This window comes from Pseudomonas sp. NPDC090203 (assembly GCF_044746765.1).
Classification (GTDB): Bacteria; Pseudomonadota; Gammaproteobacteria; order Pseudomonadales; family Pseudomonadaceae; genus Aquipseudomonas; species Aquipseudomonas putida_AD.
Genome location: NZ_JBIVCV010000005.1, coordinates 371,914 through 397,628 on the forward strand (window position 1 = coordinate 371,914; position 25,715 = coordinate 397,628).

General features: G+C 62.1%; 22 protein-coding genes and 1 tRNA gene. 16 read left to right on the forward strand and 7 right to left on the reverse strand.

Annotated elements, in window-relative coordinates:
* Positions 1-323 precede the first annotated feature (323 nt).
* Genes ACIPO9_RS11635 through ACIPO9_RS11650 form a run of 4 tightly spaced genes read left to right on the forward strand, consistent with a single transcriptional unit; the run spans position 324 to position 3,214 of the window.
* Positions 324-989: an amino acid ABC transporter permease gene (locus ACIPO9_RS11635; RefSeq protein ID WP_400780973.1), complete on the forward strand. Its 666-nt coding sequence runs from the start codon at positions 324-326 to the stop codon at positions 987-989.
* On the forward strand, positions 970-1,629 hold the full coding sequence (locus ACIPO9_RS11640; RefSeq protein ID WP_400780975.1) for an amino acid ABC transporter permease: 660 nt from the start codon (positions 970-972) through the stop codon (positions 1,627-1,629). The genes ACIPO9_RS11635 and ACIPO9_RS11640 overlap by 20 nt, the downstream gene beginning before the upstream one ends.
* A complete protein-coding gene (locus ACIPO9_RS11645) occupies positions 1,626-2,387 on the forward strand; it encodes an amino acid ABC transporter ATP-binding protein (protein ID WP_274130736.1) in 762 nt (253 codons plus the stop codon). Before ACIPO9_RS11640 ends, ACIPO9_RS11645 begins: the two co-directional genes overlap by 4 nt.
* A gap of 2 nt (positions 2,388-2,389) precedes the next feature.
* Positions 2,390-3,214: a transporter substrate-binding domain-containing protein gene (locus tag ACIPO9_RS11650; protein WP_400781078.1), complete on the forward strand. Its 825-nt coding sequence runs from the start codon at positions 2,390-2,392 to the stop codon at positions 3,212-3,214.
* Between the two features lie 431 nt (positions 3,215-3,645).
* Here the strand turns inward: ACIPO9_RS11650 and ACIPO9_RS11655 are convergent, their stop codons facing one another.
* A complete protein-coding gene (locus ACIPO9_RS11655; RefSeq protein WP_400607283.1) occupies positions 3,646-4,824 on the reverse strand; it encodes a cystathionine gamma-synthase in 1,179 nt (392 codons plus the stop codon).
* The gene (locus tag ACIPO9_RS11660) at positions 4,821-6,197 is read right to left on the reverse strand and encodes a pyridoxal-phosphate dependent enzyme (RefSeq protein WP_400780977.1); all 1,377 of its coding nucleotides are present in this window, start codon (positions 6,195-6,197) and stop codon (positions 4,821-4,823) included. Before ACIPO9_RS11660 ends, ACIPO9_RS11655 begins: the two co-directional genes overlap by 4 nt.
* A 311-nt stretch (positions 6,198-6,508) precedes the next feature.
* Between ACIPO9_RS11660 and ACIPO9_RS11665 the strand changes: the two genes are divergently transcribed.
* Positions 6,509-7,465 carry an ABC transporter substrate-binding protein gene (locus tag ACIPO9_RS11665; RefSeq protein ID WP_400780978.1) on the forward strand — a complete coding sequence of 319 codons (957 nt, stop codon included), beginning with the start codon at positions 6,509-6,511 and terminating at the stop codon, positions 7,463-7,465.
* A 20-nt stretch (positions 7,466-7,485) separates the two neighbouring features.
* Positions 7,486-8,799 (forward strand): LLM class flavin-dependent oxidoreductase, encoded by a 1,314-nt coding sequence (locus ACIPO9_RS11670; RefSeq protein WP_400780980.1) that lies wholly within the window; start codon positions 7,486-7,488, stop codon positions 8,797-8,799.
* A gap of 597 nt (positions 8,800-9,396) precedes the next feature.
* On the opposite strand, the gene ACIPO9_RS11675 is transcribed toward ACIPO9_RS11670, so the two are convergent.
* Complete coding sequence (locus ACIPO9_RS11675; RefSeq protein ID WP_400780982.1) at positions 9,397-10,290, reverse strand: LysR substrate-binding domain-containing protein; 894 nt, start codon at positions 10,288-10,290, stop codon at positions 9,397-9,399.
* 128 nt (positions 10,291-10,418) lie between these two features.
* Here ACIPO9_RS11675 and ACIPO9_RS11680 point away from each other — a divergent pair, with 128 nt between their 5' ends.
* From ACIPO9_RS11680 to ACIPO9_RS11720, 9 genes are all read left to right on the forward strand, one after another.
* Entirely contained in the window at positions 10,419-11,522 is a 1,104-nt protein-coding gene (locus ACIPO9_RS11680; protein ID WP_274130743.1) for an ABC transporter ATP-binding protein, read from the forward strand.
* Positions 11,523-11,566: 44 nt separating this feature from the next.
* Positions 11,567-12,679 carry an ABC transporter substrate-binding protein gene (locus tag ACIPO9_RS11685; protein ID WP_274130744.1) on the forward strand — a complete coding sequence of 371 codons (1,113 nt, stop codon included), beginning with the start codon at positions 11,567-11,569 and terminating at the stop codon, positions 12,677-12,679.
* Between the two features lies 1 nt (position 12,680).
* A complete protein-coding gene (locus tag ACIPO9_RS11690) occupies positions 12,681-13,529 on the forward strand; it encodes an ABC transporter permease (protein WP_400780985.1) in 849 nt (282 codons plus the stop codon).
* Positions 13,526-14,377, forward strand: coding sequence for an ABC transporter permease (locus ACIPO9_RS11695; RefSeq protein ID WP_400780987.1), 852 nt, complete (start codon positions 13,526-13,528; stop codon positions 14,375-14,377). Before ACIPO9_RS11690 ends, ACIPO9_RS11695 begins: the two co-directional genes overlap by 4 nt.
* Positions 14,378-14,447: 70 nt before the next feature.
* Positions 14,448-15,599, forward strand: a complete 1,152-nt coding sequence (locus ACIPO9_RS11700) for a M24 family metallopeptidase (protein WP_400780989.1) — start codon at positions 14,448-14,450, stop codon at positions 15,597-15,599.
* Positions 15,600-15,609: 10 nt separating this feature from the next.
* Complete coding sequence (locus ACIPO9_RS11705) at positions 15,610-16,713, forward strand: hypothetical protein (protein WP_400780992.1); 1,104 nt, start codon at positions 15,610-15,612, stop codon at positions 16,711-16,713.
* Positions 16,714-16,984: 271 nt separating this feature from the next.
* A complete protein-coding gene (locus ACIPO9_RS11710; RefSeq protein ID WP_274130749.1) occupies positions 16,985-18,565 on the forward strand; it encodes an alpha/beta hydrolase in 1,581 nt (526 codons plus the stop codon).
* Between the two features lie 7 nt (positions 18,566-18,572).
* Complete coding sequence (locus tag ACIPO9_RS11715) at positions 18,573-19,685, forward strand: caspase family protein (RefSeq protein ID WP_400780995.1); 1,113 nt, start codon at positions 18,573-18,575, stop codon at positions 19,683-19,685.
* Positions 19,669-21,540, forward strand: coding sequence for a hypothetical protein (locus ACIPO9_RS11720; RefSeq protein ID WP_400780998.1), 1,872 nt, complete (start codon positions 19,669-19,671; stop codon positions 21,538-21,540). Before ACIPO9_RS11715 ends, ACIPO9_RS11720 begins: the two co-directional genes overlap by 17 nt.
* Positions 21,541-21,616: 76 nt before the next feature.
* On the opposite strand, the gene ACIPO9_RS11725 is transcribed toward ACIPO9_RS11720, so the two are convergent.
* The 4 genes from ACIPO9_RS11725 to ACIPO9_RS11740 form a co-directional block, all read right to left on the reverse strand.
* Positions 21,617-21,692, reverse strand: a tRNA-Asn gene (locus ACIPO9_RS11725).
* Between the two features lie 72 nt (positions 21,693-21,764).
* Positions 21,765-22,571 carry a hypothetical protein gene (locus tag ACIPO9_RS11730; RefSeq protein WP_400781001.1) on the reverse strand — a complete coding sequence of 269 codons (807 nt, stop codon included), beginning with the start codon at positions 22,569-22,571 and terminating at the stop codon, positions 21,765-21,767.
* A gap of 2 nt (positions 22,572-22,573) precedes the next feature.
* Positions 22,574-22,771: a hypothetical protein gene (locus ACIPO9_RS11735; RefSeq protein WP_274130753.1), complete on the reverse strand. Its 198-nt coding sequence runs from the start codon at positions 22,769-22,771 to the stop codon at positions 22,574-22,576.
* Positions 22,772-22,981: 210 nt separating this feature from the next.
* Complete coding sequence (locus tag ACIPO9_RS11740; protein WP_400607254.1) at positions 22,982-23,758, reverse strand: helix-turn-helix domain-containing protein; 777 nt, start codon at positions 23,756-23,758, stop codon at positions 22,982-22,984.
* Between the two features lie 307 nt (positions 23,759-24,065).
* On the opposite strand from ACIPO9_RS11740, the gene ACIPO9_RS11745 reads away from it, so the two are divergent.
* Positions 24,066-25,700 (forward strand): APC family permease, encoded by a 1,635-nt coding sequence (locus ACIPO9_RS11745; RefSeq protein WP_400781003.1) that lies wholly within the window; start codon positions 24,066-24,068, stop codon positions 25,698-25,700.
* Positions 25,701-25,715 lie beyond the last annotated feature (15 nt).

Consider the following 25,715-nt stretch of genomic DNA (forward strand, 5'->3'; position numbering starts at 1 on the left):
AGGGCGCATGGTTATACATTATGCAACGTCTGTACAAGTATTGTGTTCAAAAACGTTTCAGCATCGAGCGTATGCCGCTTTAACGAACACCTCATATCCTGTAGCAGCCGGGCTTGCCTGCGGGGGCGGCCCTGAAGTCGCTGTCGCCAGCAAGCCGACTACTCCGGTCCGGTGGATGTTGTCATGGCAACACCGGTTCAACACTTTCGTTTGAAAACAATCAGTTAGCAGGCTTCCCGGATGCGCGATGGCCTGTTTTCGCTTGTGTGGGATATGGCACAAAGCCTGCAATCGTCCAGGTCCGTTCCTGTCGATGCCCTGAAATGAATTTCGATGTTGCCTTCGCCCTGTCCACCTTGCCCGCGTTCATCGCTGCGGTGGGCGTCACCTTGCAGGTGGGCCTTATTGCCATCGCCACCTCGCTGTGTGTGGCGCTCGTCAATGCGACGATCCTGATGTTTCGCGTGCCGCTGTTGCAGCCGCTGGTGCGAGTCTACGTGGAGCTGGCTCGTAACACGCCGCTGCTGATCCAGCTGTTTTTCATCTATTTCGCCTTGCCCAGTATCGGCATTCGTATCTCCGGCTTTGCGTCGGCGATCATTGCCATGACCTTTCTCGGTGGCGCCTACCTGACCGAAATCCTGCGCGCCGGGATCGAAGCCGTTCCCCGTTCGCAGATCGAATCAGGGCTGTCCATCGGCCTGTCGCGCTGGCAGTTGCTGCGCCACGTGATCCTGCCCCAGGCCGGAATCCTCAGCCTGCCCGCACTGTTCGCCAACTTCGTTTTCCTGCTGAAAGAAACCACCGTGGTGTCGGCGTTGGCGGTGCCGGAAATTCTCTACACCACCAAGAATTACATCGCGCTGTATTACAAGACCTACGAGATGCTCGCGGTCATGACCGGGCTGTGCGTGGTGCTGTTCGTGCCGCTGTCGCTGTTGCTGCGGGCGCTGGAAAGGAGGCTTTCCCATGGCCAGTTCGGGTCTTGAATTGCTGTGGGTGTCGGCGCCGCAACTGGCGACCGGCATCGGCCGCACCCTGGGTATCTCGGCGCTGGCCATCATGTTCAGCAGTGTCGGCGGGCTGATCTACGGCGTGCTGCGCAACCTGGGCATTCGCTGGCTGGACCTGATCCTGCTGGTGTATCTGGAGCTGTTTCGGGCGATTCCGGTACTGGTCTGGCTGTACCTGTTTTTCTTCGGCCTGCCGATCTTCTTCGGCTGGAGCATCCAGGGTTTCTGGTGCGCGGTGCTGGTGCTGTCGCTGTGGGGTGCCTCGGAAGCTGGCGAAGTGGTACGGGGCGCCTTGCGCTCGTTGCCCCGTGGCCAGCGCGAAGCGGGGCTGGCGATAGGCCTGGACCTGCCGCGCCTGTACGGCAAGGTGCTGCTGCCCCAGGCCCTGCGACGCATGACAGCGCCGATGATCAACGTCTTCACGCGGCTGATAAAGACCAGCTCGCTGGCGGTGCTGATCGGCGTGGTGGACGTGATCAAGATTGGCCAGCAGATCATCGAACGCACCTACGAATCGGTGCTGATCTACGGCGTTCTCTTCGTGTTTTTCTTTCTGGCCTGTTATCCGCTGTCAGCCGCATCCCGCGTGCTCGAGCGGCGGTGGAATCATTCATGAGTGTATTGATAGAACTGGCGGGGTTCTCCAAGAACTTCGGCAGCAGCCCGGTTTTGCAGGACATCGACCTCAAGGTGCGCGAAGGCGAGGTGGTGGTGATCCTCGGCCCCAGCGGCTGTGGCAAGAGCACCTTGCTGCGATGCCTCAACGGCCTGGAGCTGGGGCACGCGGGCACCTATCGCTTCGCCGGGCGCGAGTTGCCGGCCAACACTGACTGGCGACTGGTGCGTCAGCAGATCGGCATGGTGTTCCAGAGTTATCACCTGTTCCCGCACATGAGCGTGCTGGACAACATCCTGCTCGGCCCCTTGAGCGTGCAGAAGCGCCCGCTGCAACAGGCCAGGGCCCAGGCTGAAACGCTGCTGGCACGCGTCGGTCTGCTGGACAAGCGCGATGCCTACCCCCGCGAGTTGTCCGGCGGCCAGCAGCAACGCATCGCCATCGTTCGTGCCCTGTGCATGAACCCAAAAGTCATGCTGTTCGACGAGGTTACCGCAGCCCTTGACCCGGAGATGGTCAAGGAAGTGCTGGAGGTGATCCTGGACCTCGCCCGCAGCGGCATGACGCTGCTGATCGTCACCCACGAAATGGCCTTTGCCCGTGCGGTGGCGGACCGGATCCTGTTCATGGACGGCGGCCGGATCGCCGAACAGAGCGCCCCTGAAACATTCTTCAGCTCCCCGCAGACCGCACGCGCGCAGCAGTTTCTGGAGAAGTTTTCCTATGTAGAAAATTTGCCTAAAAGGAATGCATCGTGAACATTAAAACTGCCCTCGTTTTCCCTCTGCTGGCCATCGGATTGCTGAGCAGCGTCGCTGCCCACGCCGAAGGGTACCTGGACAAGATCAAGGCCCGCGACAAGCTGGTGGTTGGCGTGTTCAGCGACAAACCGCCGTTCGGGTTCGTCAACGAAAAGGGCGACTATGTCGGGTTCGACACCGACCTGGGGCGCCGTTTCGCCAAGGACCTGCTGGGGGACGAGAAGAAAATCGAATTCGTGGTGGTGGAGCCCGCCAGCCGTATTCCGTTTCTGCAAAGTGACAAGGTCGACCTGATCCTGGCCAACATGACCGTCACGCCCGAGCGTGCGCAGGTGGTCGATTTCACCAACCCGAACCTGCGGGTCGCGGTACAGGCACTGGTGCCGGAGAAGAGTGCGGTCAAGAGCCTGGATGATCTGGCGAGCAAAACCATCATCGTCACCACCGGGACCACTGCCGACATCTGGCTGACCAGGAATCATCCTGACTGGAAGCTGCTCAAGTTCGAGAAAAACTCCGAGTCTTTGCAGGCGTTGGCCAATGGCCGGGGCGATGCCTATGCGCAAGATAACCTGGTGCTGTTCAGTTGGGCCAAGCAGAACCCGGGGTATCGCGTGTTGCCGCAGAAACTGGGCGCCGAAGCGCCGATTGCGCCGGCGGTGAAGAAGGGCAATGCCGAGTTGCAGCAGTGGGTCAACGGTGAGCTGGCCAGCCTTGGCAAGGAGAAATACCTGCTGAAACTGTACGACCAGTACGTGCGCCAGCAATTGGCAGCCGATACCGATCCTGCGGCAGTGATCGTCGAGGGTGGAGCCTGGAAGTAACCCCCCGATCACCCGTAGCAGCACGGCTTGCCGGCGGGGCGTCCTTGAGATCGACCCGCGGGCAAGCCCGGCTGCTACGGGTTTGCGGGATGTCTTCAATTATTGAATGGTCATGATCTGTGGGAGCGGGCTTGCCCGCGAAAGCGGTGGATCAGGCACCATCAAGGCGTCAGGCCCAACGCCTTCGCGGGCAAGCCCGCTCCCACAGGCTTTCGGTGCAGACCTCACAATTGTGATCAGCACGGTCCCGTAGCAGCGCGGCTTGCCGGCGGGGGCGTCCTTTAGATCGCCATCGCCGGCAAGCCGGACTGCTACGGGTTTGTGGGATGTCTTTAATCATTTACAGGTCATGAAATTGTGGTCAGCACCGGTCCTGTAGCAGCACGGCTTGCCGGCGGTGGCGTCGTCACGACCGCCGCCGGCCTTGCGTCTCAGATACTCGCCAGCGCCTGCGCCAGGTCGGCGCGCAGGTCTTCGACGTCCTCGATGCCCACCGACAACCGCACCAAGGCGTCACCAATGCCCAACCTTGCGCGGTTGGCCGCCGGGATGCTGGCATGGGTCATGATCGCCGGGTGTTCGATCAGGCTTTCGACACCGCCCAGGCTTTCAGCGAGGGCGAAGATCTCGACCTTCTCCAGAAACCGTCGCGCACCGGCCAGGTCGGTATTGAGGTCCAGGGAAATCATCCCGCCAAAACCGCGCATCTGCCGACACGCCAGCGCATGCTGCGGGTGGGACGGCAAGCCGGGGTAATAGACCCGCGCCACTTGCGGCTGGCGCTCCAGCCATTGGGCCAGCTCCAGCGCATTGGCGCAGTGCCGTTCCATGCGCAGTGCCAGGGTCTTCACCCCGCGCAGGGTCAGGAACGCATCGAAGGGACCTGCGATAGACCCCACCGAGTTCTGCAAAAAGCCCAGGCGCTCGGCCAGATCAGCATTGTCCCCGACCACGGCAATCCCGCCGATCACATCCGAGTGGCCATTGAGGTACTTGGTGGTCGAGTGCACCACGATGTCGAACCCCAACGCCAGCGGGTGCTGGATCCAGGGGCTGGCGAAGGTGTTGTCCGCCACGCAGATGATCCCGCGATCCCGACAGATGCGCGCAATGGCGGCCAGGTCCGTCAGGCGCAGCAGCGGGTTGCTCGGAGTTTCCACCCAGATCATCCTGGTGTCGTCTTGCAGGCCCGCTTCGAAGGCCGAGAGGTCCGTCATGTCGACGAAGCTGAAGCGGTGCCCGGCGCTGCGTTTGCGCACCTTGTCGAACAGACGGAAAGTGCCGCCGTACAGGTCATCGCCCGAGAGAATGTGCGAACCGGCATCCAGCAATTCGAGCACCGAGCCGATGGCGGCGAGGCCCGACGCGAAGGCAAAGGCCTGGGTGCCGCCTTCCAGATCCGCCACGCAACGCTCCAGCGCCCAGCGGGTGGGGTTGTGCGAGCGGCCATAATCCAGGCCCTTGTGCACCCCGGGGCTTTCCTGCAGATAGGTGGAGTTGGCGTAGATCGGCGGCATCAGCGCGCCGGTACTGGGGTCGGGCGCCTGGCCTGCGTGGATCACGCGGGTGGCGAAGGCGTGGGACGGGTGGCTGTCGTCGTGCTGAGTCATGCAAGGGATCTCCGCAAGTGATTGAGCAGGTCAAAACGGGTTATCAGGCCATGAAAGCCGGACGCGTCGGCGATGATGGCGACCAACCCGCGGTCCAGTTCTTCCTGAAGCTGCGCCAGGCTCGCATCCGGCGCCAGGGTTTCCAGCTTTTCGGTCATGACGTCAGCGACCACGGCGCGAAACCGCGAGGCATCCTTGTGTACGTTGAGCAGGATGTCGGATTCATCGATCACGCCGACCAGTTGCTTGCCGTTGACCAGCACCGGTAGCTGGGAAACATCGGCCAGGCGCATGCGCTGGAAGGCGGTGAGCAGGGTGTCGTCGGGCCCCACGCTGATGACCCGGCCGTCTTCGAAGCGGCGGGCCACCAGGTCACGCAAGTCACCGTAGTGGGTGCGTTGCAACAGGCCCTGATCCGTCATCCACTGGTCATTGTAGACCTTGGACAGATAGCGGGTGCCGGTGTCGCAGACGAAGCTGACCACGCGCTTGGGCTCGGTCTGCTCGCGGCAATAGCGCAGCGCGGCGGCCAGCAGGGTGCCGGTCGAGGACCCGCCGAGGATGCCTTCGGCACGCAGCAGCTTGCGCGCATGTTCGAAGCTGTCTTCGTCGCTGATCGAGTAGGCGTGGCGCACGGTGGAGATGTCGGTAAACGACGGAATGAAGTCCTCGCCGATGCCTTCCACCGCCCAGGAACCGGGCGTGGGCAGGGTGCGAGTGCGGCTGTATTCGGCGACCACCGAGCCCACCGGGTCGGCCAGCACCATCTCAAGATCCGGCTGCACGCGCTTGAAGAACCGGGTCAGGCCGGTGAGGGTCCCGGCCGAGCCGACACCCACCACGATAGCGTCCAGATCATGTTGGGTCTGCGCCCAGATTTCCGGTGCGGTGCTGCACTCATGGGCCAGCGGATTGGCAGGGTTGTTGAACTGGTCGGCAAAGAACGCGTCGGGAATTTCCCTGGCCAGCCGGGCGGCGAGGTCCTGGTAATACTCCGGATGGCCCTTGCCGACATCCGAGCGGGTGATGTGCACCTCGGCGCCCATGGCCTTGAGGTGCAGGACCTTCTCGGTGGACATCTTGTCGGGCACCACCAAAACCACCCGATAGCCCTTGGCGCGCCCCACCAGCGCCAGGCCCAGGCCGGTGTTGCCCGCCGTTGCTTCGACGATGGTACCGCCGGGGCGCAGGCTGCCGTCGCGTTCGGCGGCGTCGATCATGGCAAGGCCGATGCGGTCTTTGATCGAGCCGCCGGGGTTCTGGGACTCGAGTTTCAGGAAGAGGGTGCAGGGGCCGGTGTCGATCCGGGTGACTTTCACCAGCGGGGTGTTGCCGATCAGTTCGAGTACCGCGGGACGAGAATCTGAAGACATGTCTAATCCTCTCTGCGTGATGCCTATGGGATGGACAGCGGTCTGTCGCCAATGTGCGCACCGATCATGAAAAGAACAGACTGCCCATGGCTTGAAAGGGTAGTTCACTGGGGAAATCACAAGACATGTGTCTGACGCATGTTGATGACATTAGGTTATACCCAAATCGAATTTCACAACGTCGTGTGAACGCATTAGCTTATAAGCAGGAGCGTAGTTATACGCAAACGCTATAAATTAGCTGTCAAAGCTGGCGAGACCGTGCGCGCGGATCGTTCTGACCTGCCTTGAGAAGGCATCTGGAGACGAACGTGCATTATCTGAAGAATCTGGCCGCCGGTGCTGCGGCCGCCTTGCTGAGCCTGTCCGCGCAAGCGCAAACCCTGGTGGTGGGCGATCAGAGCTACAACGCCCAAGCGGTGATGGAAGCGGCGGGGGTGCTCAACGATTTGCCCTATACCCTTGAGTTCAAGCAATTCACCGCAGGATCCCCGGTGGCCGAAGCGCTCAATGTCGGCAGCCTGGACCTGGGCCTGCTGGGCGATGCGCCGCCGCTGTTCTTAGGCGCGCTGGGGGCGCCGATCAAGGTGATTGCCATTACCCGGCAGAACCTGGGCGGCGTTGCCATTCTTGCGCGCAAGGACTCGGACATCCACAGCATCGCCGACCTTCGCGGCAAGCGGGCGGCGATCTGGAAAGGCTCGTGGAGCCAGCAATTGCTGTTCACAGCGCTCGACAAGGCCGGTGTGCCACGCGACTCCCTCGACCTGCGTTACCTCAGCGCCCTGGACGCTTCCCATGCACTGGACGGCGGCTCGGTGGACGTCATCGCTACCTGGGAACCTTACGTTACCCAACAGGAGCGCCAAGGGGCGCGGATTCTGGCCACCGCTGAAGGGCTGATCCCGGCCCAGAGCTACGTGGTCGCCAACGCTCATATCATCGGCACCAAGCGCGCCGCCATCGATGACTTCCTCAAACGGCTGAAAAAGGCCCGTGAATGGACCCTGAAGGATTCGGCCAATACCGATGCCTACGCCGATGCCTGGGCCAAGCGCACCCGCGCCGACGCCGAGATTGCCCGCGTGTGGTTCGCCCGTGCCCGGACCAACGTCGAGCCGCTGAGCCCGCAAGTGATTGCCGATGCGCAGAAGACCGTGGATTTCTTCGCAGGTCTGGGCCTTATCAAGTCGTACCCGGCCGCGAGCCTGTTCGATCAATCGTTCAGCGCACCCCTGCAAACCGCCACTGCGACCGTCCAGCCATAACGCCTGGGGAGCCTTGAACCATGAGCAAACGACAGATCAAGCTGGGCGCCCTGACCATGGGCTGTGGCGGACCGGGTCGGCATAACCTGTGGCTCGACCCGGAGCTGCCGGCCGATGCCAGCGTCAATATCGACTGGTACATCGACATCGCGCGGCAGGCGGAGGCGGCGCTGTTCGACCTGATGTTCATTGTCGACAGCCAGTTCATTACACCGGGCTCGCCGTCCCATTACCTCAATCGCCTGGAGCCGCTGACGCTGCTCTCGGCGCTGGCGGTGAGCACGCGACATCTGGGCCTGGTCGGCACGCTGACCACCTCCTACAACTCGCCGTACAACGTGGCCCGGCGGCTGGCGTCGCTGGACCTGATCAGCAAGGGCCGCGCCGGTTGGAACGTGGTCACCAGCGGCGATGCTGGCACTGCGGGCAACTACAGCCGCGACGAGCACTACGACTACGACACCCGTTATGGCCGCGCTGCAGAGCATGTAAAGGTGGTGCAGGGGTTGTGGCAGTCCTATGAAGATGACGCCTTTGTGCGGGATCGCGCCAGCGGGCAGTTCCTCGACACCGACAAGTTGCATGCGCTCAATCACAAGGGCGAGCACTTCAGCGTGGTCGGCCCGCTGAATATCCAGCGCTCGCCTCAGGGCCAGCCGGTGATCTTCCAGGCCGGGGATTCGGAGCAAGGGCGTGAGCTGGGCGCGGCCACGGCGGATGTGGTGTTCACCCATGCGGCCAGCATCGAGCAGGGCCAGGCCTTCTACCGCGACGTCAAGGGCAGGGCGCAGCGACTGGGACGCGATCCTGAACAACTGCTGGTGCTGCCGGGGGCCGAGATCTATGTCGGGGACACCGATGAGCATGCCCGGGAAATCGAGCGGCACTACCATCAGGCCGACCACAGCTTCGAGTTGGCGCTCAAAGAGTTCGGGCGCAATTTCGGCTGGCACAATTTCACTCAATATGACCTTGATGCTCCGTTCCCGCAGGAGAGCCTGGAGGCTGCACGCAGCAGCTTTTTCACCAATGCCAAGCGCATTGCCGACCAGGCGCGGGAGAAGGAATTCACCCTGCGCCAGGCGGTGGAATTCGGCCGCCAGTTGCGCCCGGGCGCTTTCGTGGGATCGGCCGAAACCGTGGCCCGCAAGATGACCGAGTGGTTCGAAGCGCGGGCGCTGGACGGGTTCAATATCTACATCGGCCATCCGGGTCAGTTCAAGCGTTTCACCGGGGAAGTCATACCGTTGTTGCAGGAACGCGGAGTGTATCGCACGGCGTATGAAGGCACGACCTTGCGCGAAAGCCTGGGGCTCGAGATCCCGAGGTTCTGAATACCCCGATCGCGGGTTTACATGCCTCCCATCGTAGGAGCGCGCTTGCCCGCGATCTGGCGCGCAGCGCCAGCAAATTCGGTGAACGCGGTGTGCCTGACAGGACGCGGTGCCTGGTTTTACTGCCGCTGCCGCACCAAGTCGCGGGCTAGCGCGCTCCTACGCCCTGCGGGCAGAATCAAGAGCGCATCGCGGCCGCCCCGCCAGATCCCCAACCCGCTTGTGCCGAAGGCTGTAGGAGCGCGCTTGCCCGCGATCTGGCGCGCAGCGGCAGCAAATTCGGCGCATGCGGTGTGCCTGACAGGACGCGGTGTCTGGTTTTACTGCCGCTTCGCGCCAGATCGCGGGCTAGCGCGCTCCTACGCCCTGCGGGCAGAATCAAGAGCGCATCGCGGCCGCCCCGCCAGATCCCCAATCCGCTTGTGCCGAAGGCTGTAGGAGCGCGCTTGCCCGCGACCTGGCGCGCAGTGGCAGCAAATTCGGTGAATGCGGTGTGCCTGACAGGACGCGGTGTCTGGCTTTACTGCCGCTCCCGCACCAAGTCGCGGGCAAGCGCGCTCCTACGCCCTGCGGGCAGAATCAAGAGCGCACCCGGGCTCAACCCACCCGTTCGATCAACTCAAGCTCGCGCATCAGCCAGTCGGCGAAGGCCTTGGCCAGGTCGTTGTCGCCCCGAGGCGGCATGATGATGAAATAGGGGTGAGGGGCGGGGAATTCGACGTCGAACAGGCGAATCAGCGTGCCCTGGGCCAGTTGCTCGCTGGCCAGGATGTGGTCGCTGATGGTGATGCCCACCCCGGCAATCGCCGCGCCGATGGTAAGCGAGGCGTCGGGCAGGAAGATGTTCTGCCGGCCTTGCAGGCTGGGAATTCCCGCCGCCAGAAAATAGCGGCTCCAGTCATAGCCGTCGTCCTCGTGGAGCAATACCTGCCGCGCCAGATCCCGCGGCTTGCGCAGGGGTTCGCTGCCGTTGAGCAGGCGCGGGCTGCACACCGGGAAATACAGGATGTCGCCCAGTGCCGCGATACGCTGGCCTTGCACCTCGCTGTCGCCAAAAGAAATCACCATGTCCACGTTCTGCGTGGCGTGCTCGATGGGCAGCAGGTGCAACGAAACTTCAGGGTAGTCGCGCAGAAAACGCTCCAGCATCCCCGAGATCCGTGCCAGCAACGCCGGGGCGCAGGCGATGCGCAGGCTGCCGGAAGGGGTGACCGTCGGCAGGGCATTCTGGATATCGCGCAACTGCTCGAATGCACCATTGACCAACTGGCTAAGCTTACGCCCCGCTGAGGTCAGGTGAACGCCCTTGCCATTGCGCTCCACCAGCGCGACTTCCAGTTCCTCCTCGAGCTTTTTGATCTGATGGCTGATCGCGCTGTGGGTGACGTGCAGCTCCAGCGCCGCAGCACCGGTACTGCCCTGGCGAACCAGTGCATCAAAAGCGCGCAAGGCAATCAGGGAGGGGAGGCGGCGTGTCGCTTTCAGGGGCATTTTCGAGGTTTTCAGTGAATTGAATTCACATGAAACCTAGAAAACAAATCAGTTGAAGTCAATTTAATTTGCCATGACGATAGCTGCACAGGACGGCGTCTGGCACGCCTACGCAGGAGGAAGATCCCATGTCGATTTCCCCGGAACATTTCGTCGATCTGCAGCAACTGGGCAAGTGCTATGGCGCCACCCGTGCGCTGAGCGACATCACCCTCCATATCAAACGTGGCGAATTTCTCACCCTGCTCGGGCCGTCCGGTTCCGGCAAAAGCACCACGCTGATGATGCTCGCAGGCTTCGAACAACCCAGTGAAGGCCGGATCCTGTGCAATGGCCGGGACATCACCGGCTTGCCCGCCGACCAGCGCAATTTCGGCGTGGTGTTCCAGGGCTACGCGCTGTTTCCGCACATGACCGTGGAGCAGAACATCGGCTATCCGCTGAAGGTTCGCAAGATGGCCCCGGAGCAGATCAAACAGCGGGTCGGCCGCATGATCGAGCGGGTCGGGCTCGATGGCATGGGCACCCGTGGCATCAAGCAACTGTCCGGCGGCCAGCAACAACGCGTGGCGCTGGCCCGGGCGCTGGTGTTCGAGCCACCGCTGTTGCTGCTCGATGAGCCGCTGTCGGCGCTGGACCGCCGCCTGCGTCAGGAGATGCAGGGTGAGCTGGCACGCATGCACAAGGAGTTCGGCACCACCTTCGTTTTCGTCACCCACGATCAGGAAGAAGCGCTGGCGCTCTCGGACCGCATCGCCGTGTTCAACCGGGGGCGGCTGGAGCAACTGGGCACGCCCCAGGAAGTCTACGAGCGTCCCGCCAGCCGCTTTGTGGCCAATTTCCTGGGTGACACCAACCTCTTGGGCGTGAACGACATCAGCCGCCAGGACGGCGCGCTGGTGTGCAATTACCAGGGTCGGTCCCTGCGCATCACTCAAGGCGTGGAGCGGCCGCTGTCGTTCGCCAGCACCGAGCACTGGCTGGCGATTCGTCCCGAGCATCTGGACCTCAAACCTGTGGACCAGACCGGCAACGGCAATGGCGTGGTAGCGCGGATGGAAGCCATTACCTACCTGGGCACCCACGTCAGCGTCGATCTGCGCACCCAGGATGCCCAGCCGATTGCCCTGCGCATCCCCGTCAGCCATCCCTTGTTGAACAGTCTTGAACGGGGGCAGCCGTACTGGTGCTCCTGGTCCCAGCAGCACGGTCACCTGATTTCAAACCAATAACAACATTTCGATCACCTGCCGCCACTTTGCAAAGGGAACCGAGAATGAAAGACAAACAGCACTTTATCGAGGACGTTGCCCAGATCGCCCAGCAGCGAGTGGAGGCGGGCACCCTCAGCCGTCGCAGCTTCAACCAGTTGCTGATGGTGATGGCCGCCGCCGCTGGCATGGGGCCTTTGCGCAAGGCCTTTGCCGACAGCGGCTCGGTGGTGGTGGCGAACTGGGGCGGCGATGCGGTCCCGGCGTTCGAGAAAAGCTTTCAGGCCTTCAACGCCGCCGGCATGAAGCTGCAGGTGGACGGCAGCGGGCCGACCGAGGGCGCGGTGAAAACCCAGGTCAACAGTGGCGCGGTGCGTTGGGACGTGTGCGACGGTGAGATGTACTCCTCGTATCGCCTGGGCAAGGAGGGGGTACTGACGCCGATCGACTACAGCGTGGTCGACAAGTCCCTGATCGGCTATGGCGACGTCCACGAGTTCGGCCTGGCCAATTACAGCTACAGCTATGTGATGGGCTATGACGCGAAGAAATTCGGCAAGAACCCGCCCAAGAGCTGGGCCGACTTCTGGGACGTGAAGAAGTACCCCGGCAAACGCACGCTGTACAAATGGATGAGCGCAAACCTGGAATGCGCGCTGCTGGCCGACGGCGTGACTCCGGACAAGCTCTACCCGCTGGATGTCGACCGCGCCCTGCGCAAGATCGAAGAACTGATGCCGCACATCGTCACCCACTGGTCCACCGGCGCCGAATGCCAGCAGTTGCTGCGTGACGGTGAGGTGAGCATGGCGCAGATGTGGCACACCCGCGCGCAACTGGTAAAGCAGGACACTGGCGGCGCCATCGACTGGGGCTTCGACAACGCCATCGTCGCGCCGTCGGTGTGGATGGTGCCCAAGAACAATCCCGCAGGCGCCGCCAATGCCATGAAATTCATCGCATTTGCCTTGCGTCCCGAAACCCAGGCCAAGTTGATGGAGGTCTACAACATGGGGCCGGTGGACAGCAAGGTGAACAGCCTGCTGTCGGCCGATCTGCAGAAGATCAACCCCACCGCGCCGGACAACCTGCGCAAACAGGTGCAGATGAACAACCTGTGGTACGCCGACCACTACAGCGACACCCTCAACCGTTACCTGGCCCTGATCGGTGGCTGACATGCGCATCAGTTTCCACGGCACGTTGCGCATCTATGCGCTGCTGATCCTGCCCCTGCCGTTGTTGATCGTGGTCGGCTACCTGCTGCCCACCGCGGGCGTGCTGGGCTGGAGCCTGAGCCTGCCGCAACCGGGCTTGCAGAACTACGCGACGATTCTGGGCACGCCCTCGATCCACACGGTGATCTGGCGCACGCTGCGGATCTGCCTGCTGACCACGGCGATCAGCGTGGCGATTGCCTACCTGATCGCCTTTCGCTGGCGCTTTGCCTCGGCCCGTGGGCGGATGTTGATCGAGCTGTTCGTGCTGCTGCCGTTCTGGCTGTCGATGCTGATCCGCGCCTTCGCCTGGCTGGTATTGCTGCGCAACGATGGCCTGGTCAACCAGGGCCTGCTGACCTTGGGGCTGGCGGATGAGCCCCTGGCGCTGGTGCGCAACGAACTGGGCGCGCTGATCGGCATGGTGCATTTCATGGTGCCTTACGCCGTCCTGCCGTTGCTGTCCTCCATGGGCCAGGTGGACGACAGTCTGCTGCGCGCCTCCTCGAGCCTGGGCGCCGGACGCTGGGAAACCCTGCGCAACGTATTCTTCCCGCTGACCCTGCCGGGTGTCGCAGCGGCGATGGCCACGGTGTTCGTGTTCAGCCTGGGGTGCTTCGTCACGCCGGCGCTGCTGGGCGGCGGCAAGGCGGCGATGCTGGCCGAGAGTATCTACATCCAGATGTTCCAGCTGTCGAACTGGGGCCTGGGCGCGGCGTTGAGCATCGTGCTGATGGCGATGGTCGCGGTCTGTGCCGTGGTGTTCGTCAAGCTGGTGGGCGTCGGGCGGTTTACCGGGAGGCAGGCATGAACATGGGACGCACCTTGAGCAATCCTGCCACCGTCGCACACGAACCGCAGTCGCGCCGGCCGAAGGTGAACATCGCCCGCTGGCTGTCGATGGCTGCCATGTTGCTGGCGGCGCTGTTTCTGCTGCTGCCGATCCTGGTGATCGTGCCGTTGTCGTTCGGCGACCAGCGTTACCTGTCGTTTCCCGACGGTGCCTGGTCGCTGCGCCACTACCTGACCCTGCTGGACGGCGCCTGGCTCAGCTCGATCCTGCAAAGCCTGGGGCTGGCCGTGGTGGTGGGGGTGGTGAGCACGGTTCTGTCGTTTCTGTTCGCCACCGGCATCTGGCTGGAGCCGCGCTATCGCGTGGCGCTGACCCTGATCGTGTTGCTGCCGATGATCGTGCCGCAGGTGGTGTCGGCGATGTCGATCTACTACCTGGGTGCTTCGGTCAAGCAGCTGGACTCGCTGATCGGTGTGGGTTTCGGGCACCTGATGATGGCCTTGCCATATTCGCTGATCGCCATGCTGGTGGCCTACAGCCGGCTGGACAGCAGCCTGTACAAGGCGTCCCGTTCACTGGGCGCAGGCCTGGGTTTGACCATCGTTCAGGTCTTGATGCCCAACGTGCGCGGCGGCCTGGCGGGCAGTTTCTTCATGGCGTTCATCATGTCCTGGGAGGAGGTGGTGGTGACCCTGTTCACCAGCGGCCTGAACGTCATCACCTTGCCCAAGAGAATCTGGGACGGCCTGCGCTACAACCTCGACCCGGCGATTGCCGCCGTCTCCACGCTGATGGTCTTCATCACTCTGGTGGTGCTGCTGGTGCGCATGTACCGGCATGACCGCAACGCTTCACCGGGCGGCTGACCCGCCCGGATCGACCTCTGGCTGCATCTACCTGAAAAACGCTCACCTTTTCCCTAAGGAGGGAATCGTCATGATGACTGCTTTTCCGCTGCGCACCTACCGTCAACGTATCGAGGCCGTGAAGCGACGCATGACTGCGCGCGGGCTGGATGCCCTGGTGATCAATTACCCGGACAACATCAACTACCTGACGGGCTTCGACAGCCTGGGTTTTCTCTGGTATCAGGCGCTGATCATCTCGCCGAAACTGGCCGATCCGATCTTCCTCACGCGCACCAGCGAAGAGCCTTGCACCTATGAGCTGTCGTGCCTGGAAGAGGGGATCTTCTACGACATCGCCAAACAGGACCCGCTGCGCATCGTCGCCGATTCGCTCGAAGGGCTCGGCTTGAGCCAAGGCCGTATCGGTCTTGAGATGCAGGCCTCGACCTTCAGCGCACTGCAATACACCACGCTGCTCAAGCACATGCCCCACGCGCATTTCGAGGACGCCTCGGTGGTGGTCGCCGAAGAGCGCCTGATCAAGACCGCCGAAGAGATCGAGTACCAGCGCAGCGCCGCGCGAATGGCCGACCAGGGCATGCTCGCCGCGTTCGAGGCCCTGCGGCCGGGAATGTCCGAGGTGCAAATCTCCGGGATCGTCGCCAAGGCGCTGGGCGATGCGGGCAGCGAGTACGCAGCGATCAGCCCGATGTGCGCCACCGGCCGGCGCAGCACCATGACCCACGCCATGCCGCACCGGCTGACCATCAGCCCCGGCGATGTGGTGATCCTCGAACACGCCGGGGTGTGCAACCGCTACCACGCGATCCTGATGCGCAGCGCGGTGATCGGCAAACCGACAGCCCGGGTGCGGGAAGTCTCGACGCTGCTCACCGAAGCCTTCAACGCCGCTATCGACATCGCCAAGCCAGGCACGCCGGTGGGTGAGGCCAACCGCGTGTGCAACGCGATCCTGGACCGCATCGACCTGTCGCGCACTCGCGTACACCGCATCGGCTACAGCCTGGGTCTTGCCTATCCGCCGACCTGGCTTGAGGCGATGATGGTCGATGAGGCCGACGATCATGTGTTCCAGCCCAACATGTCGTTCTCCATCGAACCGAACCTGTCGCTCTACAGTGAGGGTTTTGGCCTGAAACTGGGCGACACGGTGTTGTGCGGCAAGGACGGCTCCAGGAGCCTGTCGGACATTCCACCTGAACTGCACGTGATTGACTGAGGACGCCGCCATGACGCCATCGATGGACGTGTTCTGGCATGACGACGTGCTGCGTCACGACACCGGCTACGGAGTGTTCGAAGCGCCACCCAGCGATTTGCTGGAATTCCAGATCCAGCACCCGGAAAGCGGCCCGCGGCTGGTCAATATGCGGGCCATCCTGCACAACGGGCCGGTGGCCGGGCATCTGGCCTGGCACAGCGGGCGGCACGCGACCGATGCCGAACTGCTGCGCTTTCATACGCGCGAGTACCTGAGCCGGATTCGCGATGCCGAGCCGAACGGCCAACGCTTCAGCAGCACCACACTGATGAATCCCGGCAGCCTGCAGGGCCTGCTGGCAGCGGCGGGCACCAGCATCGCCGCCGTGGAAAAGACCCTGGCCAGCCGCCGCCCGACCATGGCCCTGGTGCGTCCGCCAGGCCACCACGCGGCACCGGACATGTGCGACGGCTACTGCTTTTTCAATAACGTCGCCGTCGCCGCCCAGGCCGCGCGGGTGGCCGGTATCGAACGGGTGGCGATCATCGATTGGGACGTGCACCACGGCAACGGCACCCAGGCCGGCTTTTACGCCGATTCCTCGGTGCTGACCGTGTCCCTGCACATGGATCACGGCGCCTGGGGTCCCAGCCATCGGCAGACTGGAGCTGTGGACGAGCGCGGCGAAGGCAAGGCGTTGGGCGGCAACCTGAACCTCCCGCTGCCCATGGGCTCGGGCGACCTGACCTATGAGCTGGCGTTCGAACGCTTCGTCAAGCCCACCGTCAGGACCTTCGCACCGCAGTTGCTGATCATCGCCAACGGCCTGGACGCCTCGCAGTTCGATCCCAACGGGCGGCAGTTGCTGACCATGCACGGCTTCAACCACCTGGCGCGGCAGGCCAGAGCGCTGGCGGACGAACTCTGCGAAGGGCGGTTGCTGATCGTTCAGGAGGGCGGCTACAACCCGGCGTACAGCGCGTTCTGCCTGCATGCCACGGTTGAGGGCTTCATAGGCAGTTCATCGACGCTCGCCGATCCGTTGGCGTATATGCCGATGTTCGAGGGCCGCAGCCGTGCCGATGTCGATGCGCTGGGGGTGGCGCTTGAGGAAGTAGGGTGGAGGTTTTGAGGCCAGATGATCCAAGAATCTGGTCGCGTAACTCTAACTTAACGCAATACTCAAAATAGTGAACCTGAACTACCCAATATGTTTCATTGGATTTACATATCGCCATAAGCAATTAAAAAACTGGGAGCCATGTCGGCTCCCTGTCGTTATTTGAAAGTTGATAAAGTTTCAACTTCCGTCGCCATTTTTGCCGCAAAACCCGGTGCGTGTTCTATTAGTAAGTTCAGTATTTCGTTTATACACAACGCACCGGTTTGTCGGAGGGATTCGTATGGCCACGCCTTTGCTCGCACCCAATAAAGATAACTATCTGGTCTCTGCCAACGGCCGGCTCGGCAACCCGCCGCAAAGTGCCATTACCGAGGTCTCGCGGATACTCGACCATGCCATGCAGCAAGGGCCGGCCAAGGGTCTGGTGATCCACATGCACGGGGGACTGGTCAGCCGCGACTCCGCCTTGAATGACATAACCGCGAGGCTGACCCCGCGTTATCAGGAAGCCGGCGCCTACCCGTTGTTTTTTGTCTGGGAGTCCGGGTTCAAGGAAGCGCTGCTCAACAACAAGAGCGACATTCTCAACGACCCGGCCTTTCGGGAGTTGGTAAAGAAAGTGTCCGAGTGGGTGGTGGCAAAGATTTCCCCGGTCGGGGGCGTCAACTTCAAGGGGGCGGGAGGCGTCCCTATTACCGATGTCGACCGGTTCCGGCAAGAATATGACCGCTGGTTCGATAACCTGCGCCAGGCGCCGCCCGTAGAAGACAGCGATATTGCCGGCGACGCTCAGGCTACGACGCGGTCGAACGCCGGCATTCCCGATCTGGATGACCTGGCGAGCGATATCGAGCGGCAACTGGACGATGATCCTGAATTCAAGAGGGTGCTCGGGCGAGCCTTCAATGCCGCCAACCCGCCCGGCGTCGTGGTCACCACCAAGGGAGCCGGAACGACGGAGCGCGCCACGGTGCTGCTCATCAGTCCGGATGCACTGGATGAGATGTTCCCTGCCACTGGACCGGCTTCAACCGATGCCCGGGTCAAGACCCGGGGCGTCTTCACCTGGCTCAACGTGGCGCGCTATGCCGCCGGGATCGTGATAGCGGTCCTCAAGCGCTTTCGCAGCCATCGCGATCACGGCGTGTATTGCACCATCGTCGAGGAGGTGCTGCAGTCCGCCTACGGTGACCTGATCGGCGCCACCGTCTGGAACGCCATGAAGAAGGACACCCTGGACAGCTTCGCCGACGGCACCGACACCTGCGGCCGGTTGGTGGTGCAGAAGATCAGGGAGATGGAAAAGGCCGGCAAACAGTTCAAGAAGATCACCCTGGTCGGCCACAGCACCGGGGCGATCTACATCTGCAATTTTCTCGATGCTGCCAGGTCCGCGGGGCTGGAGACGCCGATCCAGGTGGTGTTCCTCGCACCTGCCGTGACGTGCCAGCGATTCGCCCGGGCCATCAATGACCATGAAGGCACTTATCTTCGCGACTTTCGCATGTTCGCCATGCGTGATGCCCGCGAGCAACAGGACGCGATGCTCAAGCCGCTTTACACGCGCAGCCTGCTGTATTTCGTCTCGGGGTTGCTGGAGGGCAATGACGTGGACGGCAAGTGGACCTCGGAGGAGGACATGCCGCTGGTGGGAATGGAGCGCTTCTTCACGCAAGCCGCTTTCAGCAACGATGCGCAGGTGCAGAAGGTCTGGCAGTTCTTCAATGCCAAGGCCAATCGTCTGGTCTGGTCCAGGGCGGCGGACGCGGGGGTCGGTCTGAATAGCGATTCGCAGCACCATGGCGATTTCGACAATGACGAATCCACCCTGATTTCCTTGATGAACATCATCCGGGGGTGAGCGGCCCATGGCTACCGACGATCGCGCAATCCTGGTGGGCATCGCCCGCTATCGCGACAGCGACTCGTTCCCCACCCTCGACGGTCCGTTGAACGACATCGAGCGGGTCCGGGACTGGCTGACCGACCCGCAGGGTGCCGCTGTGCCCGGCGGCAATGTGGTGACCTTGACCACGCCCCAGGAATTGCTGGCGCTACCCGGAACCGGCTGGCCGGAGAACACCGTCTGGTCGCCCAACGCCTGGTCGTTCTCCCAGGAGTTCAACAGGATCGCTTTTGACGACAAAGGCGAGCCGTTGCGCCGCAAGAGCCGTCTCTACCTGTACTTCTCGGGGCATGGCTTCTCGCTCAGTGAGGACGGCTACCCCAGTGCCGCATTGTTCAGCGCCGACAACTACGGGAGCATCCATTCCAATCTTGCGGGGTCCGTATACGCTGCCGCCATCAAGCGCGCCGGGCTGTTCAGCGAAGTGGTGCTGATCATGGACTGTTGTCGCGACGTGTTCGGCAACTTCACCTACAACCCGCCCAGTTTCAATCGTGTGGAAAACAGCGCTGCCGAGAACACCAAGGTCTATGCGCTGTATGCAGCACCCAGGCGAGGCAAGTCCCAGGAACGCGAGCTGCCAGGCTCCAACGGCAAGGTGGTCGGCTTGATGACCGATGCCTTTCTACGGGCGCTGGAAGATGCGCCCAGCGATGTGGCGGGCTGCGTGGCAGGGCAGGTGCTGACTCGGGTGATGACCTATAACTGGGCCAACTGGTATCCGGTCAACCCACTGCCCCCGGCACCGCGCAGCGTGCCTCCCGATCAGGGTGACATCTACTTCAAGTCCCGGCGCGCGCTCAATGCCGTTACCTTCACGAGCACCACGGCGCTGGTGCCAGGCAGCTCGCTGTACCTGCGTTCAGACCTGTGGAACGCCATCGCCACAGTCGGAGCGTCGTCCCTCATCTGGCGCGACACCGCCTACAGCTGGCAGCAGGAGATTGCGCTCAGCCCATCGGCGGACGGCGGGCAGCAATTTACCCTGATCCTTCCGACCGGCGATCACACGCTAGTCGTCGGCACGGGGACCTACAGTTTTGATCCGGGGGTGAACAATGCCATCGCCCTTTGAGCCGGAAAACCAACCTCTCGAGCCGGATGCCGAAGGGCGAGTCCGCGAACGAGACGATGAAGAGATCGAGGCGCCAGCCCCGGTGGCATGGCAGGTCCCGGGCGGTGAACATGTCAGGGTACGATTCACTTCCAGTGCCGATGCATCGGAACTCTATCTGGTCAACCGAGGCTACGCGCTGATTGCCAAGGGCGTCGGTGTGCTCGATCTGCAACTGGAGCCCGGTCAATACAAGATGCGGCAGCGCATCGGCTACTGCGAGAGCGTCCAGGACGTGGACGTATCGGATCATTCGGACTGGATGGACGTGGAGCTGCCAGCCTTGGCATTCCCTTCGCCGATTCCGCTGCCTGGAACCTCACTGGCCGATGCCGGCTTGCCACGACCGTTTTCGCTGGGGGAGGGTAATTTCCGCTTCGTGCTCAGGGCACCCATCGACGCAGGGTCGCAGCTCGATACGGCCACCGCCGAGCACATGCGCGAAGAAATGCGCTGCCTGCGGATCGAGCGTTTCGATGGCGCCAAGTCCTGGCCGATGAGCGACGCCCGAACGCTGCCCGAAGCGCCCGGCGTGCTGGTGTTCGATACCACGCTGCCTGCCGGCGGGTACGTGATCGTCCAGCAGCGCGAAGAGCGGCGTCAGCTGTGTCTGCCGGTATTGATGCTGCCGGACCAGGTGACCGCCGTGTTCAGCCTGGCACTCAAGGATGAAACGGTGCGGGGTGAGGAGCGATTATCCGTGGCGGTCGAACTCGACCATGCGGCCATCGCCATGCTGTCAGCCAATGCGCTGGAGCTGCACTACGAGGCGAGCCTGTTCCGGCTGGAAGCTGCGAGAAAGGGACTGGGCGCTGGGCGACGGGTCTATGGCTGGAGCGGCCCGGATGATGTCGAAAACATCCTGCTGACCTTGATGGACCTGCAGTTGGGGCTGCGGTCACTGACGGCGCCGGTCAACGAACCCGGCGAGCTGGCCCCCGGACATGCGCAGCCGGCACCAGAGGTCGATCCCGGCGGTTTGAAGGCTCGAGTACAGCAGCTTGGCGCGCAGGTGGGGCAGGGCAATGCCGATGTCAGCGCCCTGGGATACGCGCTGAAACTGACAGATGCCCAGACGCGCGGCCCCACCCTGACCGCGCCGCCGTTGCTCAGGCGCAGTTGGGATCAGTTGCTGGCGACACCCGGTGGCAACGAGTTGCTCTGCGAGTTGATGGACTTCGCGTTCCAGACAGAGCCGAGCAGTACCTGGTTTCTGTGGAGTGAGGTGCCTGGGGTGAGGACTGCGGCGTTGGTGGAACCGCCCAAGCCGAGTGCAGCGACGAACGATGAAATCGGCATCGCCAGCCGCATACCTCAAGTCACGCTCATGTCCGCGTTCAAGGACATCCTGGTATCGGCGCTGCATCTGGGGCGCCGCGTCATCGACTTGAACCTTATGCGCAACCGGCCGGTTGAAGACGCCCAAGAGCATGAAAGTCCAATGAGCATCGACAGCGTCGAGGCCATTCTGGCAGCGTTGATCGCCAACAAGGCGTTCATCACCTGGCTCAATCAGGTGCAACTGGATGTTCAGGCAGATGACAAGGTGTTTGCCGACGAGTCGATGAACCGGTTGTTTCACAACCTGCGCACGCTCTGCGACCCCAACCTCGTCAGCATGCTGGGTGCCCGGGCCGTTGCGAGGCAGGTGTTGACGACCTTGCGTCTTCCCCAGCGTCGCGTGATCGAACTGGTCAAGGAACTGATCAGGTGGATCGTGGGGAAGGTGCCGGATTCCGATCGCCAGGTCATCCTGGCCGCGCTGCAGCAGGCGGCCGGCTCCGTGCAGATCTGGCTGAAGGCAGGGAAGGGGTAGTATCGCGTTCGACCGGAGCTTTTCCGTGCACAAACAAAAAAGGCCAGCTATGCGCTGGCCTTTTCAGTATTACGTTTGGCTCCACGACCTGGACTCGAACCAGGGACCCAGTGATTAACAGTCACTTGCTCTACCAACTGAGCTATCGCGGAATGAGCGCTATCTTACTGATTAAAAAAGGGAAGTCAAGCACGCGGATGAAAAAAATCATAAACATCATCGTGTTAGCCGGAAATCGTGCTGCCGGCTGACAACAAACGCTGCCGCAGGCATTTCCTGTTGACCGTCCTGACATGCGCGGCCCGCACAGCGGAGAAGTCCTTCCAGTGCTCGGGCTTCCAGGGCGTGGCAGTCAGCACATTTTCTGCTCGCAAGACTATGCGGATCGTATCGCGGTCAGGGTATGTCGTGGTCAGTTTCAACTCCAGCGTGTCCTTGTCCCTATAGCCGCTGAGCATAGGCACGAAACTGAAGGTACTTTGCGGGGACTCCTTTTCGCTGGCTTCGCCGAGCGAGTCCACAAGCCCGACGTAAACCTTGCGATCGTTCATGGTCAGCATCAGGATCTGGCGCGTTTTCGACACAGAGTCGAAGAGCAGTTCCCCCAGTGGCGTGTCCAGCAGCAAACGAGTGCGGTGATAGGCAGAGGCTGATCCGAAACCTGTGTACCTGCCTCTGAGAAAACCCAGGAATCGTGCAGCGAGAGTCCAGAGGACCGGGGTGAAAATCGTGAGGACTGCTACTTGCAGCACAAACGCGTGATGAGCCGCAGAGGCAGCGCTGGAATAACCCAGATCGACAAGTATCAGCCCGATCCGGCCCTGCAGGTCACACCATTCGAGAAACCGGTCGAGGGCGGTGGCCGTGCTGCAGGCAACGAGGGCAAACAGCACGCAATACAAGCCAAGTTTGGCGACCAGCAGGTAAAGCAGCTGGCCGTCATAGCGATGTAGGCGGCAGAAGTAGTAAGGGTGGTTCATGCAGACGAGGTAGCCACTCACCAGAATCGGGAGTATGAGAAGCAACCCCATGCTCAGGCTTGCTTGGCGACGATCTGCTCAGCGATTTTCTGAGCGTCTTTGTAGCTGTCAGAGTTGTAGATTTCCTGAAGGTCCTGCTTGAGCATGCCGCGACCTACGATATGAAGGTTCTTCACGCCACCCCTGGCCTTCATGTACATGTCCTTCTCGTCCAGAATTCCGAGGAATCTCATGACGGCTGCAAGTGACATACGCGTTCTCCTTTTCGATGTTCGAAGCTTCGCATCGGCCCTCTGCACTGTCAAACCGCCGGCTGTCCTCATGAAGGGGAGAACGCTGGCAGTGGTCCGCCCCGCAAACGGCGAGCCCCAGGTTTTACGGTGTCTACAGCCCGATCATCGCGGCTGGTGTAGGACAGCATCCAGGCAAGCGGATGTGTTTCGCGATGTTGTATCGCGCGCTCACTCCCGCCCGGTCGCCTGGCGGTACTGCCTTGGCGTAAACCCGGTCAGCGCCTTGAACTGCCGGCTGAAGGCGCTGTGGTCGGTGTAGCCGCACTGGATGGCGACATCGGTGATAGGCAGGTCGGTCAGCAGCAGGCGGTGGGCGTTTTCCAGGCGCACCTTCTGGATCATTTGGCGTGGCGTCAGGTGGAACACGCGCTTGCAGTAGCGTTCCAGTTGCGCCACGGAGATTCCGGCGATGCGGGTCAGCTCCGAGAGGCTGATGGGCCGGTAGAAATGGGTGCGGATAAAGTCGTCCACGGCGGCCAGGCGCTGGTAGGCCGGGTGCATGTCGCTGGCCGTTTGCAGGTCTACCGAGATGCCCATCAGGCCGATGATTTCCCCGGCGCGGTTATATAAGGGGCGTTTGTGGGTCATGCACCAGCCCGGTTCCCGGCTGCCGTACAAGTGCAGTTCAAGTTGGTCTTCGAGTATCTCGCCCCGTTCAAGTACGCGCTGATCCTGTTCGGTATAGCCGGGCCCGAACTGTGCCGGGAATACATCGGCGCTGGTCTTGCCCAACAAGGGTTTCAACTGTTTGAGCCCGCAGCGTTCCACCAGGGTGCGGTTGGCCAGTACATAACGCGCCTGATCGTCCTTGATGAAGATCGCGGCGTTGGGGATCACGTCCAGCATCGGCAATAGCAAGGCGACCCCGGCAAGCAGTTGCTCGATGTTTTCCGGGCGGTGCAGGTCGTTGCCGTGCAGCAAGATGTCCAGGGCGTTGTGCGCCATTTTGCGACTCCGTGATGCCGTCCATGAGCGGTCGGGAGGTCAGCTTGCATCATGCTTTGCAGACTGTCGAGTGGCGTGCCAGAGCGTTCTGGCGGCGCGCGGGGATTTTTCGAATTGTGCCGATTTCGTCATGGCGCGCAGGCGAAAGCATCAAGCGCGGGGGTGGGGTTTGGGTTCACTCTATGCCCATCGAATGCAGCCGAAAATTCAATAAGACAGCGGCGGTTACTCCACGCATTGACGATCCGCAACAGCGAATCAAGCCTCATGAAACTGCCGATTCAATAACACACAAAAAGGCAAAACGATGTCAGGTAACGGTAAGTTCAAAAAACAACTTTCACTGATAGACCTCACGTTTATCGGACTGGGCGCCATTTTTGGCTCGGGCTGGTTGTTTGCAGCCAGTCATGTCTCTGCGATTGCAGGGCCTGCAGGTATTTTTTCCTGGGTGCTGGGCGGTTTTGCCGTGCTGTTGCTGGGTATCGTTTATTGCGAACTGGGCGCGGCATTGCCCCGTGCAGGTGGCGTGATTCGCTACCCGGTCTATTCCCACGGCCCGTTGCTGGGCTACCTGATGGGGTTCATCACCCTGATCGCCTTTACAAGCCTGGTGGCGATTGAAGTGGTGGCCTCGCGTCAATACGCGGCGGCCTGGTTTCCCGAGCTGACCAAGGCAGGTTCAAGCGATCCGACCGCCATCGGCTGGCTGGTGCAGTTCGGCCTGCTGTGCCTGTTTTTCTGGCTGAACTATCGCAGCGTGAAAACCTTCGCCAAGGCCAACAACCTCATCAGCGTGTTCAAGTTCATCGTGCCGCTGCTGGTGATCGGCGTGCTGTTCGCGTTCTTCAAACCGCAGAACCTGACCAGCCAGGGCTTTGCGCCGTTCGGCATGTCGGGCATTGAGATGGCGGTCTCGGCGGGCGGGATCATCTTTGCCTACCTGGGGCTGACGCCGATCATTTCGGTGGCCAGCGAGGTGAAGAACCCGCAGCGCACCATTCCTTTTGCGCTGATCCTGTCGGTGCTGCTGTCCACCGCGATCTACGTGCTGTTGCAACTGGCCTTCGTCGGCAGCGTGCCAACCGAGATGCTCGCCAACGGTTGGGCCGCGGTCAGCAAGGAACTGGCGCTGCCTTATCGCGATATCGCCCTGGCCTTGGGTGTAGGCTGGCTGGCGTACTTGGTGGTGGCCGATGCCATGATCTCCCCCAGCGGTTGCGGCAACATCTACATGAACGCCACCCCGCGCGTGATCTATGGCTGGGCGCAAACCGGCACCTTTTTCAAGGTCTTCACCCGCATCGACGAAGAGTCCGGCATTCCGCGCCCGGCGCTGTGGCTGACCTTCGGGCTGTCGGTGTTCTGGACCCTGCCATTCCCGTCGTGGGAAGCGCTGATCAACGTGGTGTCCGCTGCGCTGATTCTCAGCTACGCCGTGGCGCCGGTGTCGGTCGCTGCATTGCGTCGCAATGCTCCCGACATGCCGCGGCCGTTCCGGGTCAAGTGCATGGGCGTCATGGGGCCGCTGTCGTTCATCATCGCCGCGCTGATCGTCTACTGGTCGGGCTGGAGCACGGTCTCCTGGCTGCTGGGCCTGCAAATCGTGATGTTCGTGATCTACCTGCTGTGCGGCCGTTTCGTCCCGACCCAGCACCTTAGCCTGGGCCAGCAAGTCCGCTCATCGTTGTGGCTGATCGGCTTCTACGCAGTGACCATCGTGCTCTCCAAGCTGGGCAGTTTTGGCGGCATCGGTGCCATCAGCCATCCGTTCGACACCCTGGTGGTGGCGGCCTGTGCGCTGGGCATCTATTACTGGGGAGCGGCGACCGGCGTGCCGGCGCACCTGGTCAACCTGGACGATGACGAAGAAAGCGAAGCGGTTGCCGAACCCCGTGCCGGGCTGCGGCCTGTGGGCGGGCGCGCGCAGCATGCGTCCTGAAACCCGGACTAGTGG